This window comes from Comamonas sp. GW821-FHT11H03, from assembly GCF_058807955.1.
Genome location: NZ_JBXARF010000004.1, coordinates 154,728 through 169,730, shown reverse-complemented (window position 1 = coordinate 169,730; position 15,003 = coordinate 154,728). Strand labels below are relative to the sequence as shown.

General features: G+C 60.6%; 14 protein-coding genes. 9 read left to right on the top strand and 5 right to left on the bottom strand.

The annotated features are described in order from the left end of the window. The first annotated feature begins 8 nt into the window (after positions 1 to 8). From AC1RTQ_RS11180 to AC1RTQ_RS11170, 3 genes are read left to right on the top strand one after another with little or no spacing between them, the layout of a single operon-like run. Positions 9 to 527 carry a hypothetical protein gene (locus tag AC1RTQ_RS11180; protein ID WP_492875718.1) on the top strand — a complete coding sequence of 173 codons (519 nt, stop codon included), beginning with the start codon at positions 9 to 11 and terminating at the stop codon, positions 525 to 527. Positions 528 to 539: 12 nt separating this feature from the next. After that, positions 540 to 773: a Com family DNA-binding transcriptional regulator gene (locus AC1RTQ_RS11175; RefSeq protein WP_492875716.1), complete on the top strand. Its 234-nt coding sequence runs from the start codon at positions 540 to 542 to the stop codon at positions 771 to 773. After that, entirely contained in the window at positions 694 to 1,485 is a 792-nt protein-coding gene (locus tag AC1RTQ_RS11170; RefSeq protein WP_492875714.1) for a DNA adenine methylase, read from the top strand. Before AC1RTQ_RS11175 ends, AC1RTQ_RS11170 begins: the two co-directional genes overlap by 80 nt. A gap of 108 nt (positions 1,486 to 1,593) precedes the next feature. Here the strand turns inward: AC1RTQ_RS11170 and AC1RTQ_RS11165 are convergent, their stop codons facing one another. After that, complete coding sequence (locus tag AC1RTQ_RS11165; RefSeq protein ID WP_492875712.1) at positions 1,594 to 2,448, bottom strand: DUF2971 domain-containing protein; 855 nt, start codon at positions 2,446 to 2,448, stop codon at positions 1,594 to 1,596. A 955-nt stretch (positions 2,449 to 3,403) separates the two neighbouring features. Here AC1RTQ_RS11165 and AC1RTQ_RS11160 point away from each other — a divergent pair. After that, complete coding sequence (locus tag AC1RTQ_RS11160; RefSeq protein WP_304351540.1) at positions 3,404 to 5,635, top strand: NADP-dependent isocitrate dehydrogenase; 2,232 nt, start codon at positions 3,404 to 3,406, stop codon at positions 5,633 to 5,635. A gap of 191 nt (positions 5,636 to 5,826) precedes the next feature. Further along, a complete protein-coding gene (locus tag AC1RTQ_RS11155; RefSeq protein ID WP_302090307.1) occupies positions 5,827 to 6,117 on the top strand; it encodes a CPCC family cysteine-rich protein in 291 nt (96 codons plus the stop codon). Here AC1RTQ_RS11155 and AC1RTQ_RS11150 read toward each other — a convergent pair. The 3 genes from AC1RTQ_RS11150 to AC1RTQ_RS11140 form a co-directional block, all read right to left on the bottom strand. After that, complete coding sequence (locus AC1RTQ_RS11150) at positions 6,097 to 6,657, bottom strand: hypothetical protein (protein ID WP_492875710.1); 561 nt, start codon at positions 6,655 to 6,657, stop codon at positions 6,097 to 6,099. The genes AC1RTQ_RS11155 and AC1RTQ_RS11150 overlap by 21 nt on opposite strands. A 24-nt stretch (positions 6,658 to 6,681) precedes the next feature. Beyond that, entirely contained in the window at positions 6,682 to 7,191 is a 510-nt protein-coding gene (locus tag AC1RTQ_RS11145; RefSeq protein ID WP_304351542.1) for a DUF192 domain-containing protein, read from the bottom strand. A gap of 185 nt (positions 7,192 to 7,376) precedes the next feature. Beyond that, positions 7,377 to 7,646, bottom strand: coding sequence for a hypothetical protein (locus AC1RTQ_RS11140; RefSeq protein ID WP_326999161.1), 270 nt, complete (start codon positions 7,644 to 7,646; stop codon positions 7,377 to 7,379). Positions 7,647 to 7,875: 229 nt separating this feature from the next. Between AC1RTQ_RS11140 and icd the strand changes: the two genes are divergently transcribed. Both icd and AC1RTQ_RS11130 read left to right on the top strand, forming a co-directional pair. Continuing rightward, positions 7,876 to 9,138: an NADP-dependent isocitrate dehydrogenase gene (icd, locus tag AC1RTQ_RS11135; protein WP_304351544.1), complete on the top strand. Its 1,263-nt coding sequence runs from the start codon at positions 7,876 to 7,878 to the stop codon at positions 9,136 to 9,138. Positions 9,139 to 9,341: 203 nt separating this feature from the next. After that, positions 9,342 to 11,729 (top strand): membrane-bound PQQ-dependent dehydrogenase, glucose/quinate/shikimate family, encoded by a 2,388-nt coding sequence (locus AC1RTQ_RS11130; RefSeq protein WP_492875707.1) that lies wholly within the window; start codon positions 9,342 to 9,344, stop codon positions 11,727 to 11,729. A gap of 174 nt (positions 11,730 to 11,903) precedes the next feature. Here the strand turns inward: AC1RTQ_RS11130 and AC1RTQ_RS11125 are convergent, their stop codons facing one another. After that, positions 11,904 to 12,674: a DsbA family protein gene (locus tag AC1RTQ_RS11125; protein WP_492875705.1), complete on the bottom strand. Its 771-nt coding sequence runs from the start codon at positions 12,672 to 12,674 to the stop codon at positions 11,904 to 11,906. Positions 12,675 to 12,819: 145 nt separating this feature from the next. Here AC1RTQ_RS11125 and AC1RTQ_RS11120 point away from each other — a divergent pair, with 145 nt between their 5' ends. Both AC1RTQ_RS11120 and AC1RTQ_RS11115 read left to right on the top strand, forming a co-directional pair. Further along, complete coding sequence (locus AC1RTQ_RS11120) at positions 12,820 to 13,362, top strand: retropepsin-like aspartic protease family protein (protein ID WP_302090314.1); 543 nt, start codon at positions 12,820 to 12,822, stop codon at positions 13,360 to 13,362. A gap of 253 nt (positions 13,363 to 13,615) precedes the next feature. After that, a complete protein-coding gene (locus tag AC1RTQ_RS11115) occupies positions 13,616 to 14,971 on the top strand; it encodes an alanine/glycine:cation symporter family protein (protein ID WP_302090315.1) in 1,356 nt (451 codons plus the stop codon). The last annotated feature ends 32 nt before the right edge of the window (positions 14,972 to 15,003 follow it).

Below are 15,003 nucleotides of genomic sequence, written 5' to 3'. Positions count from 1 at the left end.
AGGAAACAATGCAAATCCAACTGACCCAAACGGGCGAGGTGATCTCGCTGACCGAGTTTTACGAGCGCCATCCTCACGTGCAGCTACCGCAGCCACCGACCAGCGAAGCCTTGGCCGAGTTCGATGCGGAGCTGGTGCCGGAAGAGCCCGGCCGACCCGAATACCCCCAGTTCGAAGGCAATGCCAAGCTGGACCTGTTCACCCAGGCCGAGCAGCTCGCGGTGGTCACCGACACGATGACCGATCCGGTCGTCAAACTGCTCTATGACCGGCTCCTGGGGGCCAAGTACTGGTCCTATGAGGACCCGGAAACCGAGTACGGGCTGTCGGTGCTGCTGAGCAAGGGCCTGATTACCCCGGAGCGCAAGGCCGAGATCGTCGCTGCGATGCAGCCTCGGAAAGACGGGCGACTTGGCCAGGTGCGTCAACACTTGGCCAAGCCCCCAACCTGCAGAGTGTGCCTGCAAGCCAGGCGAAGACCCGCCACTCTCGAGAGCCCGGCAAGTCTATCGCCTTTCAACCCTTGAAACAGGCTTGCAATGAATGAAATTCGATGCGGCAACTGCCGTCGCAAACTGGCCGAAGGCGAATACATCCGACTGGTCATTAAGTGCCCCCGCTGCGGGGCCTTCAATCAGCTGAGCGCCCAGAGCGCCCCCAGAGAGCCCCAGCGAGGGCCTGAAGCTGAAACCCATGACAAACCCCATCATCCCCTGGATCGGCGGCAAGCGCCGTCTGGTCGATCTACTCCTGAAGCGGTTCCCAGCCCATAGCTGCTACGTGGAGGTCTTTGCCGGTGGCGCGGCCGTCTACTTTGCCCGCCACCCGGCCGACGTCGAAGTGCTCAACGATGTCAATGGCGACCTGGTGAATCTCTACAGGGTGGTGACCCACCACCTGGAGGAGTTTGTGCGCCAGTTCAAATGGGCGCTGACCAGTCGCCAGGTCTTTAAATGGCTCCAGGACACCCGGCCCGAGACATTGACCGACATCCAGCGCGCGGCCCGGTTCTTTTATCTGCAGCAGCAGAGCTTCGGCGGCAAGGTCTCCGGCCAGACCTTTGGCACGGCGACCACGGCCCCGGCCATCAATCTGCTGCGCATCGAGGAGAACCTCTCGGCCGCGCATCTGCGCCTGGCATCAGGAACCTATGTGGAGCAGCTGGATTGGGCCGCTTGCATCGACCGCTACGACCGCGCCCATACGCTCTTCTATATGGACCCGCCGTATTGGGAAACCGAGGGCTATGGCGTGCCATTCCCTTGGGAGCAATACGAACGGATGGCCCAGAAACTCAAGACGATCAAGGGCAAGGCCGTCATCAGCATTAACGACCATCCAGCCATTCGGGAGTGCTTTAAAGACTTTGAAATGGAGGCGCTCAAGCTGGACTACACCGTCGGCGGTGGCGCGAACCGGGTAGAGCGGGGCGAGCTGGTGATTTACAGCTGGGCCAGAAGTGAGGAGCCAGCGGGGCTCTTTTAGATTGGAAATGGCCGACTGGTGTCGGCCATTAATGATCATCGGTAAGGAAGGTGCACAAACCGCACGCTTGTACTTCGACTAGATAGACTTCACCGAATCTAGCGTGATTTACGCCGGAACCATCTGAAAGCTCATTGGCTTAACGTTAACGAATGGCTCCTTATGCTCAAAGCTAATCTGCGCAAGCTCCACTTTGGGGTAGAGCTTGTGTAGCAGCATCATGATCTGGCCCCATTCTGGAAAGTCTGTACGTACGAAAAAGACTCGTTTAAGGATGTCTTGCATGATTGGAATGGGACCGTGCTTCGGGGACAGCATTCGTATTTCTGCTTCATGCTCCCAATCAGCATGCTTCATGGATACAGCTCGACTTATGCTTCGAATTCCCAAAAATCTTCGAAATGGTTCACTTAGAGAAAATTCTTGGAGTTGTGGAATATCCCAATCAGGATGATCTTGCGCAAGTTCAAACAGCGATTGACGCAGATCTTCGGCGCGATTGTGGACTCTTGACTCTCGCGTGTACTGAACGCTGCTATGGTAGAGCTGAAATTTCCCTAGGATTTCATCCGGCCATTCCAACTCAAAGCACACTCCTTTTGAGTTGTCGCAATAGTAGGCCCACATAGGCTGATTATCGGGGCGCGTTGCTGTTGAGAAGATACCAACACGTTGAGCCGCCTCGTAAAAGCGTTGGTTTTCACGAGCAACAACGTGGTCTAACTCTTTTGACGCAGTAGTGTCGAATTGGTGGTTGCCTTGCAGACCTTTTGTCAACGCTAGTTCATTGAGCGAGCTGCTCACGGTTTTCATGAAGTCCAAGGGCTCTGCTAGGTCAAACTTCGCTTCTAGAGAGTCATTTAGCTCCGCAGGTGAAGCGAAATATACAGTACCTTCAGATAAGCATCGAAGAGCGGCGGCACCTGACCTGTACTTGTAGTTGGTATTAAGCGTTGTGAGCATGTAGTTCCTCAAAGTGATTGAGATGGATAACATAATTTATCCTGCAGAACTTACAGGATACCCTGGGCACGGCTTTCTTTTAGGAGCGTAAGGAGTGGCTTATCGTCTAAGTTCTTATTCGACGTACAGTGCAGATATTTGTGAATAAAAATTCTGTGAGATTCAGCAGGCGTGCCCTAACTGTCGGGTCCCGGATGATTGGCTGCTTAAAAACAAGCGATCGTTGCTCCATTGCCGTGAGGTGCTGCAGGTAGTTCTGGCAACATGGCAAGCGTCTGCAAAGGAGCGGCCATGTTGATTGCCTTGCACAAGAACGCCACGACCACACCTGCCACATGCCTGGCATTGCAGCAGGCCAGTGGCACTCACCGGGAGCTTGCCCAGCAAATATGGCATCGGCGTGGAGATCGTGCGCAAATGGCGCCACCGCAGCACTTTCATGCAGCAGAAGCTACTGCATAGGTGCGATACCGCACGGCGCTGGCGAGAGCTCTGTCGCGGTGGTCTGTAAAAAAAAGTGAAAGTCCCTTGAGAGGGGCTTTTGTTTGGGCTAGTGTGTGCCAAAGGCAGCGCAAATTTGCGCCAAAGCTCGCGCAAATTTGCGCCAAAGGCGGCGCAACGCAACTTTTGCGCCAAAGGCGGCGCAACGCAACTCAAAGGCGGCGCAACGCAACTGATGCGTCGCTAAGTGAATGCCTCAGTGCGACATTTTTACATGGCAGAAAACCAGGGAAAAAAGCCTGTTTCCCTATGAAAACACCTTGCGAAAGTTGAGCTAAATCCTTGAGTCTTGTACAAGACTTGAAAAAATCGGCCCGGTTGCGCGTAGAATTTTGTATTGTGGGAACGCATTGCATCAAGAAAGTGTCGTCCCGCTGTGTCAGGCCCCATTGCGCAAGCCCGGGATGCAGGCCCAAGGCACCTTTCCCCCTTTTTTCACAACCTGAGACAAGAGATGAGTACGCAGCAACCCACCATCATCTACACCTTGACTGACGAGGCTCCCCGCCTGGCCACCAGCGCATTCCTGCCCGTGATCCGTGCTTTCGCAGCACCGGCCGGCATCAATGTGGAGACCAGCGATATCTCGCTGGCAGGCCGTATCTTGGGCGAGTTCCCCGACTTTTTGACCGAAGCCCAACGCGCTCCGAACAATCTGGCTGAACTGGGCAAGCTGACGCTGACGCCTGAAGCCAACATCATCAAGCTGCCCAATATCTCCGCATCCGTGGGCCAGCTGCAAGACGCGATCAAGGAATTGCAGGGCAAGGGCTATGCCATCCCCGACTATCCTGAAACCGCCACGACCGATGCCGAAAAGGACATCAAGGCACGCTACAACAGGTGCATCGGCTCTGCCGTGAACCCTGTGCTGCGCGAAGGCAACTCGGATCGCCGCGCGCCTGCTGCGGTCAAGAACTACGCCAAGAAGCACCCCCATTCCATGGGTGAGTGGAAGCAGTGGTCGCAAACCCATGTGTCGCACATGGAAGAGGGCGACTTCTACCACGGCGAAAAGTCCATGACGCTGGACAAGGCCCGCGAAGTGAAGATGGTGCTGGAGGCCAAGTCCGGCAACAGCATCGTTCTGAAGGACAAGGTCAAGCTGCAGGCTGCAGAAGTGATCGATTCCATGTTCATGAGCAAGAAGGCCTTGTGCGCTTTCTATGAAAAGGAAATCGAAGACTGCCGCGAGTCGGGCATCTTGTTCTCGCTGCACGTGAAGGCCACCATGATGAAGGTGTCCCACCCCATCGTGTTCGGTCACTGCGTGAAGATTTTCTACAAGGAAGCCTTCGAAAAGCACGGCAAGCTGTTTGATCAGCTGGGCGTGAACGTGAACAACGGCATGGCCAATCTGTACGAGAAGATTGAGACCCTGCCTGCTTCGCAGCGCGAAGAAATCATCCGTGACCTGCACAAGTGCCAGGAGCACCGTCCGCGTCTGGCCATGGTCGATTCCGCCAAGGGCATCACCAACTTCCACTCGCCCAATGACGTGATCGTGGATGCTTCCATGCCCGCCATGATCCGCGTGGGCGGCAAGATGTGGGCCGCTGACGGCAAGCCTTACGACTGCAAGGCCGTGATGCCTGAGTCCACCTTTGCCCGTATCTATCAGGAAGTGATCAACTTCTGCAAATGGCACGGCAACTTCGACCCCAAGACCATGGGCACCGTGCCCAACGTGGGTCTGATGGCGCAAAAGGCCGAAGAGTACGGCTCGCACGACAAGACGTTCGAGATCGCCGAAGACGGCGTGGCCAACATCGTGGACATCGCCACCGGCGAAGTGCTGCTGAGCCAGAACGTGGAAGCTGGCGACATCTGGCGCATGTGCCAGGTCAAGGATGCTCCTATCCGCGACTGGGTGAAGCTGGCTGTGACCCGTGCCCGCAACTCCGGCATGCCTGCCGTGTTCTGGCTGGACCCCTATCGTCCCCACGAAGCCGAGCTGATCAAGAAGGTGCAGACCTACTTGAAGGAATACGACACCAACGGCCTGGAAATCCACATCCTCTCGCAAGTGCGCGCCATGCGCTACACGCTGGAGCGCGTGGCCCGCGGTCTGGACACGATCTCGGTGACCGGCAACATTCTGCGTGACTACCTGACCGACCTGTTCCCGATTCTGGAACTGGGTACCTCGGCCAAGATGCTGTCCATCGTGCCTCTGATGGCGGGTGGCGGCATGTACGAAACCGGTGCTGGTGGCTCCGCTCCCAAGCATGTGCAGCAGCTGGTGGAAGAAAACCACCTGCGCTGGGACTCGCTGGGTGAATTCCTGGCCCTGGCCGTCTCGTTCGAAGACTTGGGGCTAAAGGAAAACAATGCCCGCGCCAAGCTGCTGGCCAAGACTCTGGACGAAGCCACCGGCAAGCTGCTGGACGAAGACAAGTCGCCTTCGCGCCGCACCGGCGAGCTGGATAACCGTGGCTCACAGTTCTACATCGCTCTGTACTGGGCCCAGGCGCTGGCTGCTCAGACCGAAGATGCAGAACTGGCGGCCAAGTTCGCCACTCTGGCTAAAACTCTGGCCGAGAACGAAGCCAAGATCGTGGCCGAGATGAAGGAAGTGCAAGGCAAGGCTGCCGATATCGGCGGCTACTACATGCCCGACGTGGCCAAGCTGGACGCCGTGATGCGCCCCAGCGCCACCTTCAACGCCGCCATCGCGTCGGTGTAAGCCAGCTTGCCTCGCAGAGCGGGTTGCCCCGCCTGCGTGCAGGCAGTGCCCCCTAAAAAGCCGGAGGACCCGAAATGGTCTCCGGCTTTTTTTGTGCTGGGCCTCAGTAGTTGCTATATGAATAGAAGCTGCCTGTGCATGATGTATAAGCACTGCAGCTTGATTTGATTCGAATTTATGAAAGGCGCTCCATGCCGCTGTACCAGTGCCCGTGCTGCGACTACTTCTCGCTCGATGACCGTGGCGAGTACAGCATCTGCAGCGTCTGCTTCTGGGAAGACAGTGGCTGGGATGTGGACTGCCCGGATGAATACTCCGGCCCCAACCATATGACGCTGCGCGAAGGCCGGCGCAACTTTCAGCGCTTTGGCGCCTGCGATTACCGAATGCGCAAGAGCGTGCTCCCACCGGCAGCGCGCAACCGCTATCGGCATGGACCGCGCGTTCTGAGTCAAGTGGCATCAATCCGCGTGGGGCGGTGATTGCCGAGCCTCGTCAACCCAGCGCAGAAATCGTACGCCTGGATGCTGGTGCAGCAGCGGATAGCGTTGGCGGTGGTAGCAGTCCCAGTAACTGGTGGCCTGCTGCTTGCAGATGATCACAAAGCCAGGGTTCTCGGCCGCAAAACGACCGTAGCTGCGTGGCGATAGCCTATGGGTCTGGGCGGTCAGATGCTCGGCAATTTCCAGCACATACTCGCCAGCGGCGCGCACCACAAACGGCAGCACCCAGTCGCAGTCATGCGCCAGCAACTGGCGCAGACAGGCTTCGCGCACATGGCCGTTGGCGTGGCGACTGCCCAGGCACAGGGCCAGTTGCTGTGTGGGGCCGCTGCTTTGTTCAATGCATTGCTGCAGCGCGCGTTCGTCGTAGTACACGCGGTAGGGCGCATGCAGCAATTCGCCATTGATGCTGATCGTGAAGCCGGGGCAGGGCTCGAATGCCTGCGACTTGCCCAGTTTCTGCAGCAGCGCAGCGGCGGTATCGCTCAGCGCTTGCGGAAACTGGGGCCGGTAGAGCATGAAGGGGGCTGATTCTGGCGGCGCTTAGCGATTGAAGGGCGCGCCGCCCAGCTTGGTGCCTGCCTTGATGCCGCGCTTGGCAAACCAGCCCTGGTTCATCTCCAGCACATAGCGCACGGGCTTGGCCGAGCAGTGAGAGTCTTCGCTCATGGGCTTCATGTCTGCCAGATTGACGATGGTGCCGTCATCGGCCACGAAGGCCGCTGTCAGGGGCAGGATGGTGTTGCGCATCCAGAAGCACTGCACGCCGGGTACTTCGAAGACAAAGAGCATGCCTTCTTGCTGCGGCATCTCCTTGCGGAACATGAGACCGATCTCGCGCTGCTGCGGCGTGACGGCCAGTTGGGTGTCGATGCGGTACATGCCGGCCGTCAGGTCGATGCGGCGCAGATTCATCTGGGGCTGACCTTGATCGCCGGCCATTGCCGGTGCGGTGCCCAGCAGTCCGAACAGGGCCGCTGCGGCCAGCAACATGGTGCGCGCACGCCAGCCGCATTGGCGTGAGTCAGAGGTCTGGCTGGAGAAGTTCTTCATAAGCCTTGCATGCCAAAAAAGAGTCGAAAGCCGACAGCCTAAGGCATTGGGGCTGAATGTCGGCTGAAACCCGCATGCCACAAACCACAAAGCCCGCAGAAATCTGAATTCTGCGGGCTTTTCGAGCTTGTCGGCAGCGGGTGCGACACCTCAGGGTCCCGTGCCGGTGCGGCCTTTAGCGCTCGTCAGGCAGCGGGCTTGGCAGCTTTCTTGGTGCTGTGCTTGGCGTGCGACTTGGCAGGCTTGTGCATGGACTTGGCATGCTTGGCTGCGGGGGCCGGTGCTGCAGCGGGCGCCGCAGCGGGGGCGGCAGGTGCTGCTGCGGCCGGCATGGCCGCAGGTGCGGTGGCTGCGGCTGGGGCAGCAGGGGTGGCAGGTTTCGCAGGCGCAGCGGCTTGAGCGAATGCGCCAGCGGCGAACGTACCGGCAATCAGGACAGCGAGTAGTTTTTTCATGTGTGCCAATTTCCTCAAGATGCGGCAATGCCTGGTTTCAGGGCTTGTTCAGCGCAGGCCATCTGCGCCTCACAGTCTTTCAACGGCCTTGCTGTGCCGGCGTTGACAGGTATTTACAGGTAGTTTCTTAGAATTTGTGCGGTGTAGTGATGTCAGAATTCGGTCATATGCAAAATGCACCAGCAAGGTGCGCCGCCGCACACCATCAAGGACTAGGAGATTCCAGAGCATGAGCGCTTCCCAGCACATCCAGGTACCGTCGCAGGGCGAGAAAATCACCGTCAATGCGGACAAGACGCTGAACGTTCCCGATCAGCCCATCATTCCGTTCATTGAGGGCGATGGTGTCGGTGTTGATGTGACGCCGGTGATGCGCAAGGTGGCTGACGCTGCCGTTGCCAAGGTCTACGGCGGGCAGCGCAAGATTGCCTGGATGGAGGTGTATGCGGGTGAGAAAGCCACGCGCATCTACGGCCCCGATGTCTGGCTGCCCGAGGAAACCGTGGCTGCCGTGCGCGACTATGCCGTGTCCATCAAGGGCCCGCTGACCACGCCCGTGGGCGGCGGCATCCGCTCGCTGAACGTGGCACTGCGCCAGGAGCTGGACCTGTATGTCTGCCTGCGTCCCGTGCAGTACTTCAAGGGCGTGCCTTCGCCGCTCAAGGAGCCCGAGAAGACAAATATGGTGATCTTCCGCGAGAACTCGGAGGACATCTACGCGGGCATCGAATACGCGGCCGGCAGCGAGAAGGCGAAAAAGCTCATCGACTTCCTGGCCAAGGAATTGGGCGCCAACAAGATCCGCTTTCCCGAAACCTCGGGCATCGGCATCAAGCCCGTCTCGCGCGAGGGCACTGAGCGCCTGGTGCGCAAGGCCATCCAGTACGCCATCGACAACAACAAGCCCAGCGTGACCCTGGTTCATAAGGGCAACATCATGAAGTACACGGAAGGTGCCTTCCGTGACTGGGGCTACGCGCTGGCGCAGCGCGAGTTCGCCGCCGAGCTGATCGACGGCGGCCCCTGGTGCCGCATCAAGCACCCGAAGACGGGCAAGGACATCATCATCAAGGACTCGATCACCGACGCCTTCTTGCAGCAGATTCTGATGCGCCCGGCCGAGTATTCGGTGGTGGCCACCCTCAACCTCAATGGCGACTACATCTCGGATGCGCTGGCCGCGCAGGTGGGCGGCATCGGCATTGCTCCCGGTGCCAATCTGTCGGAGAGCATTGCCTGCTTCGAAGCCACCCACGGCACGGCGCCGCGCTATGCGGGCAAGGATTATGTGAACCCCGGCTCCATGATTCTCTGCGCCGAGATGATGCTGCGTCATATGGGCTGGCGCGAGGCAGCGGATCTGATCGTCGAGTCGCTGGAAAAAGCCATCCAGAGCAAGCATGTGACCTACGACTTCGCCCGCCTGATGGACGGAGCGACCCAGGTGTCCTGCTCGGGCTTCGGGGATGTGGTGATCTCGATGATGGACTGAGCTGTGCGGTCTGCCCGGCAGCTTGCAGCAGCTGCCGGCACTGTGATCTCAGCGGCCGCACCGTCTCCACGGTGCGGTTTTTTTATGCCTGCGGCCTGGCGCTTGTAGTCCTGGGGCTGGCGTGCAAAGCCTCGAAAGTATGTCGATGTGTATCGGCTTTAAAGCGTGCAATACACAAATGGCAATTAATTTCAGGTGAGGCTATGGCTCCTTCCTCCAATGACGGGCGCTGGTACTGGCTTGCAGTGGCGTTTCTGATGCTGCTGATGGGTTTGTTCATGACCATCGGCGGCGGTGTGCTGCTGGGCAAGGGGGGCAGTTGGTACTTTGTGCTGATGGGGCTGGCGCTGCTGACATCGGCAGCACTCCTGTTGGCGCGGCGCAGGGCCGGAGCCCATGTCTATGCGCTGGCCTTTGTGCTGACCCTGGTATGGGCCTGGTGGGATGCGGGCTGGGAGTTCTGGCCGCTGGTCTCGCGCCTGATGGTGTTTGCCGTGCTGGGCCTGCTGGTGGCCCTGGGCTATGCACAGCTTGAGGCGGGCAAGCTGGTCATGAACGACTACGGACGTCTGGGGGCCGCAGCGTCGGTGGTGGTGCTGGGCCTGGGCATCGTCGCGACGGCCGTCAGTGCCTTCTCGCCCAAGGGCGTGATGGCCCCCGAGGTCACCGAGGTGCCCTCGGTCAGCTCCATGGAGCTCAAGCCTTCGGACTGGACGGATTGGGGGCAAGGTCCCGCAGGTCAGCGTTTTGCGGCCCTTGAGCAGATCAGCCGCAACAATATCGACAAGCTGGCCGTGGCCTGGACGGCCCGCACCGGCGATGTGCCGCAGAGCACGGGCTCGGGTGCCGAGGACCAGAACACGCCGCAGCAGATCGGGGACCGCCTGTATGTCTGCACGGCCTACGGCAAGGTGCTGGCGCTGGATGTGGACACGGGCGAGGAGAAATGGAAATTCGACCCCGAAGCCAAGTCGCCCAACTGGCAGCGCTGCAGAGGTCTGGGTTACTTTGATGGCAACGAGGCCGCAATCAAGGCCTCGGGCGCACTCGGCAAGCCCGCAGAGGTTGCGCCCGGCTGCAGGCGCCGGTTGTTTGTGCCCACCATCGATGCGCGCCTGGTGGCGCTGGACCCCGACTCCGGCAAGCCATGCACCGACTTCGGCAAGGACGGTGTGCTGGATCTGACCCAGGGCATGGGCGAGGTCAAGGAGGGCTGGTATCAGCAGACCTCGGCGCCGCTGGTGGCCGAGAACCTGGTGATCGTGGGCGGCCGCGTGGCCGACAATTTCTCGACCGACGAGCCCTCGGGCGTGGTGCGTGCCTTTGATGTGCACAGCGGCAAGCTGGTCTGGGCCTGGGACCCGGGCAATCCTGACATCACCGGGCAGCCGCCGCAGGGCCAGACCTATACGCGCAACTCGCCCAATGTCTGGGGCGGCATGTCCTATGACGCCAGATTGGGGCTTGCCTATCTGGGTACGGGCAATGCGACGCCGGACTTCTATGCGGCCCAGCGCACTGCGCAGATGGAGAAGAACAGCTCCGCCATCGTGGCCATGGATATCAGGACCGGCAAGCCGCGCTGGCTCTACCAGACCGTGCACCACGATCTGTGGGACTTCGACATCCCGTCCCAGCCCGCTTTGGTCGATGTGCCCAATGCCCAGGGCGGGGTGGACCCCGCACTGCTGCAGGTGACCAAGCAGGGCATGATCTTCATGCTCAACCGCGAGAGTGGCGAGCCTCTGGCAGAGGTGCAGGAGCTGCCCGTGCCGCAAGGCCATGTGCCCGGCGAGCGCTATGCGCCCACCCAGCCGCATTCCACTGGCATGCCCAATATCGGCAACCAGACCCTCAAGGAGTCCGATATGTGGGGGGCCACGCCCTTCGATCAGCTGCTGTGCCGCATTGCCTTCAAGGACATGCAGCATCAAGGCGTGTTCACGCCGCCAGGCATGGGGCCGACGCTGCAGTTTCCGGGCTCGCTGGGCGGCATGAACTGGGGCAGCGTCTCCGTAGACCCGATCAGCCAGACCATGTTCGTCAACGATATGCGCCTGGGGCTGGCGAACTACATGATTGCGCGCGCCGATATGAAGCCCGGCGCCAGCGGCATCGAGATGGGGGCCGTGCCCCAGGAGGGCACGCCGTTCGGCGCCATGCGTCAGCGCTTTCTGTCGCCGCTGGGCATTCCCTGCCAGAAGCCGCCCTTCGGCACCATGACGGCGGTGGATCTGAAATCGCGCCAGATCAAATGGCAGGTGCCTGTGGGCACGGTGCGTGACACCGGTCCTCTGGGCATTCCCCTGTGGCTGCCAATTCCCATCGGCATGCCCACGCTGGGCCCCTCCATGGTCACCAAGTCGGGGCTGCTGTTCTTCGCAGGGACTCAGGACTTTTATCTGCGCGCCTTCGACAGCGCCAACGGCAAGGAGATCTGGCGCTCGCGCCTGCCCGTGGGCAGCCAGGGCGGGCCGATGAGCTATGTCTCGCCCAGAACCGGCAGGCAGTATGTGGTGATCACCGCCGGCGGTGCGCGCCAGTCGCCCAAGCGCGGCGACTATGTGATCGCCTATGCACTGCCGCAGTAGCGACAGGGTGTGCAGCCGCCGGCAACGGGGCAGCAATGCGGCAGCGAGATTCTAAAATGATAGCTGATTGCGCTTGATATATAAGGAACTTAGATTGAATAGTGTCTGAGTTCTTTTATTATCAAGCGCTGCAGGCTATGAATAAAATAGTGGCTGCCGCGCAGACCATGCCACTCAGCGCGGTGGCAGCTCGCAGCCGTCGGGGCCGCAGCTGGGGTCGCCACTGGTGTCAGTGTCGCCGGCCTGCTGCTGGTTGAGCTCGGCAATCTGCTCGGCCCAGGCGGCCAGCTGCTGCTTCCAGCCGTCGACATCGCCCAGCCATTCGCCGATCTCGACGCGCTGAACGGCGCGCTGGCCGGCCTGCTCGGGGTGGTCGAACTCCAGCGCCAGGGTGGGGAAGCCCTGGCCCTGCACCATGCCCAGCCATTGGCGGCTGTCGGCAATATGCTGCTCGGTGGCCGCACCGCTTTGCTCGGCGTAGGCCGCGTCATAGGCTGCGCTGTCCAGGCCGATGCCGGCCGCCAGCTCACGCAGCACGGCGGGCTCGCTGATGCGGCGGCCTTCCACGTAATGGGCTTTTTGCTCGGCAGCCAGCATCTCCAGGCCCTTGCCGGCCAGCGCTTGGGCGGCCAGCAGGGCCGTGGTCGGGGGCTCGGAGTCCAGCGGCGCGCCGATGTCATTGAGCAGACCGTTGAGATAGGCATCGCCAAAAGGCTGGCCCGTCATCTCGGCAATGCGCTGGTCGCTGGGCATGACTTTGTCACGCCAGTCCGCAGTGATGGTGCGCGTGTGGGCTCCGGTCAGCATGCCGCCGGCATGCCATTGAACCTCGATGCCGGGCACTTCGCGCGCAGCCTTGACCAGCGGGGCGGCGGCATAGCACCAGCCGCACAGGGGATCAAAAATATAGTGCAGCACCAGAGCGGGCAGCTGGGATGTGTTCATGGTTGGGCGACCAGCAAGGTCGGTGGATTTTGCAAACAAGCTTCAATGTAAGCGCTGCCGGGGGCGCCATGGCGCAACGCGGGCGAAGACCTTGGCGCCGGTCTTGGCAAAATGGCTGCATTGTCCTTCGCTACCTTGCCTGCCCATGCGCCTGAATGTCACGCCGCCGCCCCAGCCCTCGCCAGAGTCCGAGCCCTCCCCGCAATCCGTGGCACGGCGCAGCACAGTGCTGTTTCTGCTGTTCTGGCTGGTGGTCATGGCCGTGATGTATCTGGCCATGCAGCATTTTCTCAAGCCGGCCCAGGCCAAGGTCATGGCTGACGGCACGGTGCGCATAGAGCGGGGCCTGGATGGGCATTTCCGCGTCAAGGGCTATGTCAACGACCAGCCCGTCACCTTTTTGGTCGATACCGGGGCCACCTCGGTCAGCGTGACCGATGCGCTGGCCGAGCGTGCCGGCCTGGAGGGAGGCGAGAAAGTGCGTTTTCGCACGGCCAACGGCGAACGTGATGGCCGCATCGTCACCGCCGACGAGGTCCGCATCGCCAGCGTGCGTGTGCGCGATGTGCGCGTGGGCACGGGCTATACGGGCGACGATAGCGACGACGCCTTGCTGGGCCAGAACTTTCTGCGCTTCTTCGATGTGCAGATGAGCGGCGATGAAATGCTGCTGCGCCCGCGCAAGTGAGTGCAGCCAAGACACTGGCCGTGATTTTGCGCACTTGAGCGAGTCATCGGCCGCAGCAGCCCAAAAGCGATCGCAGACTGGATTAAAGTAGGGCGCTTTGCCAACCGGCAAACAGGAATAGTGCACTGTGCGTGGGCCTCACACGGGCCTCTTGCGGTTGCTGCACTTGCCGCTCATGGGTGAAAGACATGTTCCGGGACTGTTGCCATTCAATGGACCGCAGGCGAAAGCTGGCTGCGGCAGACGACACTCAATGGACTGGTTAACCCAACTCTTCAAAGCCCTCAACGACATTGTCTGGGGCGTTCCCATGATCGTGCTGATTCTCGGCACGGGCTTTTATCTGCAGATCCGCCTGGGCTTCATGCCGCTGCGCAACATCGTGCGCGGCTTTCGCATGATCTGGCGCAGCCGCCGTCCCGGCGACAAGGCCGATGGCGACATCACTCCCTATGCCGCGCTGATGACGGCACTGTCGGCCACCGTGGGCACGGGCAATATTGCCGGTGTGGCCACGGCCATTGCCGTGGGCGGCCCGGGTGCACTGTTCTGGATGTGGATGACGGCGTTGCTGGGCATGGCCACCAAGTATGGCGAGGTGGTGCTGGCGGTGAAGTACCGCGAGAAAAACGACCACGGCCAGTGGGTGGGCGGCCCGATGTACGCCATCAAGAACGGCCTGGGCAGCAAGTGGAAATGGCTGGGTACGCTGTTTGCCATCTTTGGCGGTCTGGCCGGTTTCGGCATCGGCTCCATGGTGCAGTCCAACGGTATTGCATCGGCCATGCACACGGCTTTCGGTCTGGAGAACTGGATCACGGGCCTGGGCCTGGCCGTGCTTACCGGCGCAGTGGTGCTGGGGGGCATCACCCGCATCGGCGCCGTGGCCGAAAAGCTGGTGCCTGCCATGTGCGTGACCTATGTGATCTGCGTGCTCTATGTGCTGGGTGTGTACTTCGACCGCATTCCGGCTGCGTTTGCACTGATCTTCGAGCAGGCCTTCAACCCCACGGCGGCCACGGGTGGCTTTTTGGGCTCCACGGTGCTGATGGCCATTCGCATGGGCGTGGCGCGCGGCATTTTTTCCAACGAAGCGGGCCTGGGCACGGCCGGCATCGCCCAGGCAGCTGGCGCCACGCGCGACCCCGTTTTTTCGGGGCTGGTGGGCATGATGGGTACTTTCATCGACACCATCATCGTCTGCACCATGACCGGGCTGGCCATCGTGGTCAGCGGCGTCTGGAACTCTGGCGCTACCGGGGCCGTGCTGTCCACCCAGAGCTTTGAGGCCGCCATGCCCGGCGTGGGCAAATATGTGCTGGCCGTTTCGCTGTCGGTATTTGCCTTCACCACGATTCTGGGCTGGGCCTATTACGGTGAAAAATGCTGGACCTATCTGGTGGGCACCGTCTGTGAAAAGCCCTTCCGCATCTTCTGGACCATCAGCGCCTTTGTGGGTGCGGTGGCCACGCTGGACTTTGCCTGGCTGGTCGCCGATACGCTGAATGCGCTGATGGCGATTCCCAATCTGATCTCGCTGCTGCTGCTCTCGCCCGTGATCGTGCAGCTCACGCGCGAATACTTTGCGCGCCAGGATAATCAGGCCTGATTATTTCGCCAGCTTCAGGCACTTGACGCATC

Excerpts from the sequence above, each read along its gene's own strand:
- AC1RTQ_RS11180 (WP_492875718.1), top strand. The coding sequence starts at position 9 with ATGCAAATCCAACTGACCCAAACGGGCGAGGTGATCTCGCTGACCGAG.
- AC1RTQ_RS11175 (WP_492875716.1), top strand. The coding sequence starts at position 540 with ATGAATGAAATTCGATGCGGCAACTGCCGTCGCAAACTGGCCGAAGGC.
- AC1RTQ_RS11170 (WP_492875714.1), top strand. The coding sequence starts at position 694 with ATGACAAACCCCATCATCCCCTGGATCGGCGGCAAGCGCCGTCTGGTC.
- AC1RTQ_RS11165 (WP_492875712.1), bottom strand. The coding sequence starts at position 2,448 with ATGCTCACAACGCTTAATACCAACTACAAGTACAGGTCAGGTGCCGCC.
- AC1RTQ_RS11160 (WP_304351540.1), top strand. The coding sequence starts at position 3,404 with ATGAGTACGCAGCAACCCACCATCATCTACACCTTGACTGACGAGGCT.
- AC1RTQ_RS11155 (WP_302090307.1), top strand. The coding sequence starts at position 5,827 with ATGCCGCTGTACCAGTGCCCGTGCTGCGACTACTTCTCGCTCGATGAC.
- AC1RTQ_RS11150 (WP_492875710.1), bottom strand. The coding sequence starts at position 6,657 with ATGCTCTACCGGCCCCAGTTTCCGCAAGCGCTGAGCGATACCGCCGCT.
- AC1RTQ_RS11145 (WP_304351542.1), bottom strand. The coding sequence starts at position 7,191 with ATGAAGAACTTCTCCAGCCAGACCTCTGACTCACGCCAATGCGGCTGG.
- AC1RTQ_RS11140 (WP_326999161.1), bottom strand. The coding sequence starts at position 7,646 with ATGAAAAAACTACTCGCTGTCCTGATTGCCGGTACGTTCGCCGCTGGC.
- icd (WP_304351544.1), top strand. The coding sequence starts at position 7,876 with ATGAGCGCTTCCCAGCACATCCAGGTACCGTCGCAGGGCGAGAAAATC.
- AC1RTQ_RS11130 (WP_492875707.1), top strand. The coding sequence starts at position 9,342 with ATGGCTCCTTCCTCCAATGACGGGCGCTGGTACTGGCTTGCAGTGGCG.
- AC1RTQ_RS11125 (WP_492875705.1), bottom strand. The coding sequence starts at position 12,674 with ATGAACACATCCCAGCTGCCCGCTCTGGTGCTGCACTATATTTTTGAT.
- AC1RTQ_RS11120 (WP_302090314.1), top strand. The coding sequence starts at position 12,820 with ATGCGCCTGAATGTCACGCCGCCGCCCCAGCCCTCGCCAGAGTCCGAG.
- AC1RTQ_RS11115 (WP_302090315.1), top strand. The coding sequence starts at position 13,616 with ATGGACTGGTTAACCCAACTCTTCAAAGCCCTCAACGACATTGTCTGG.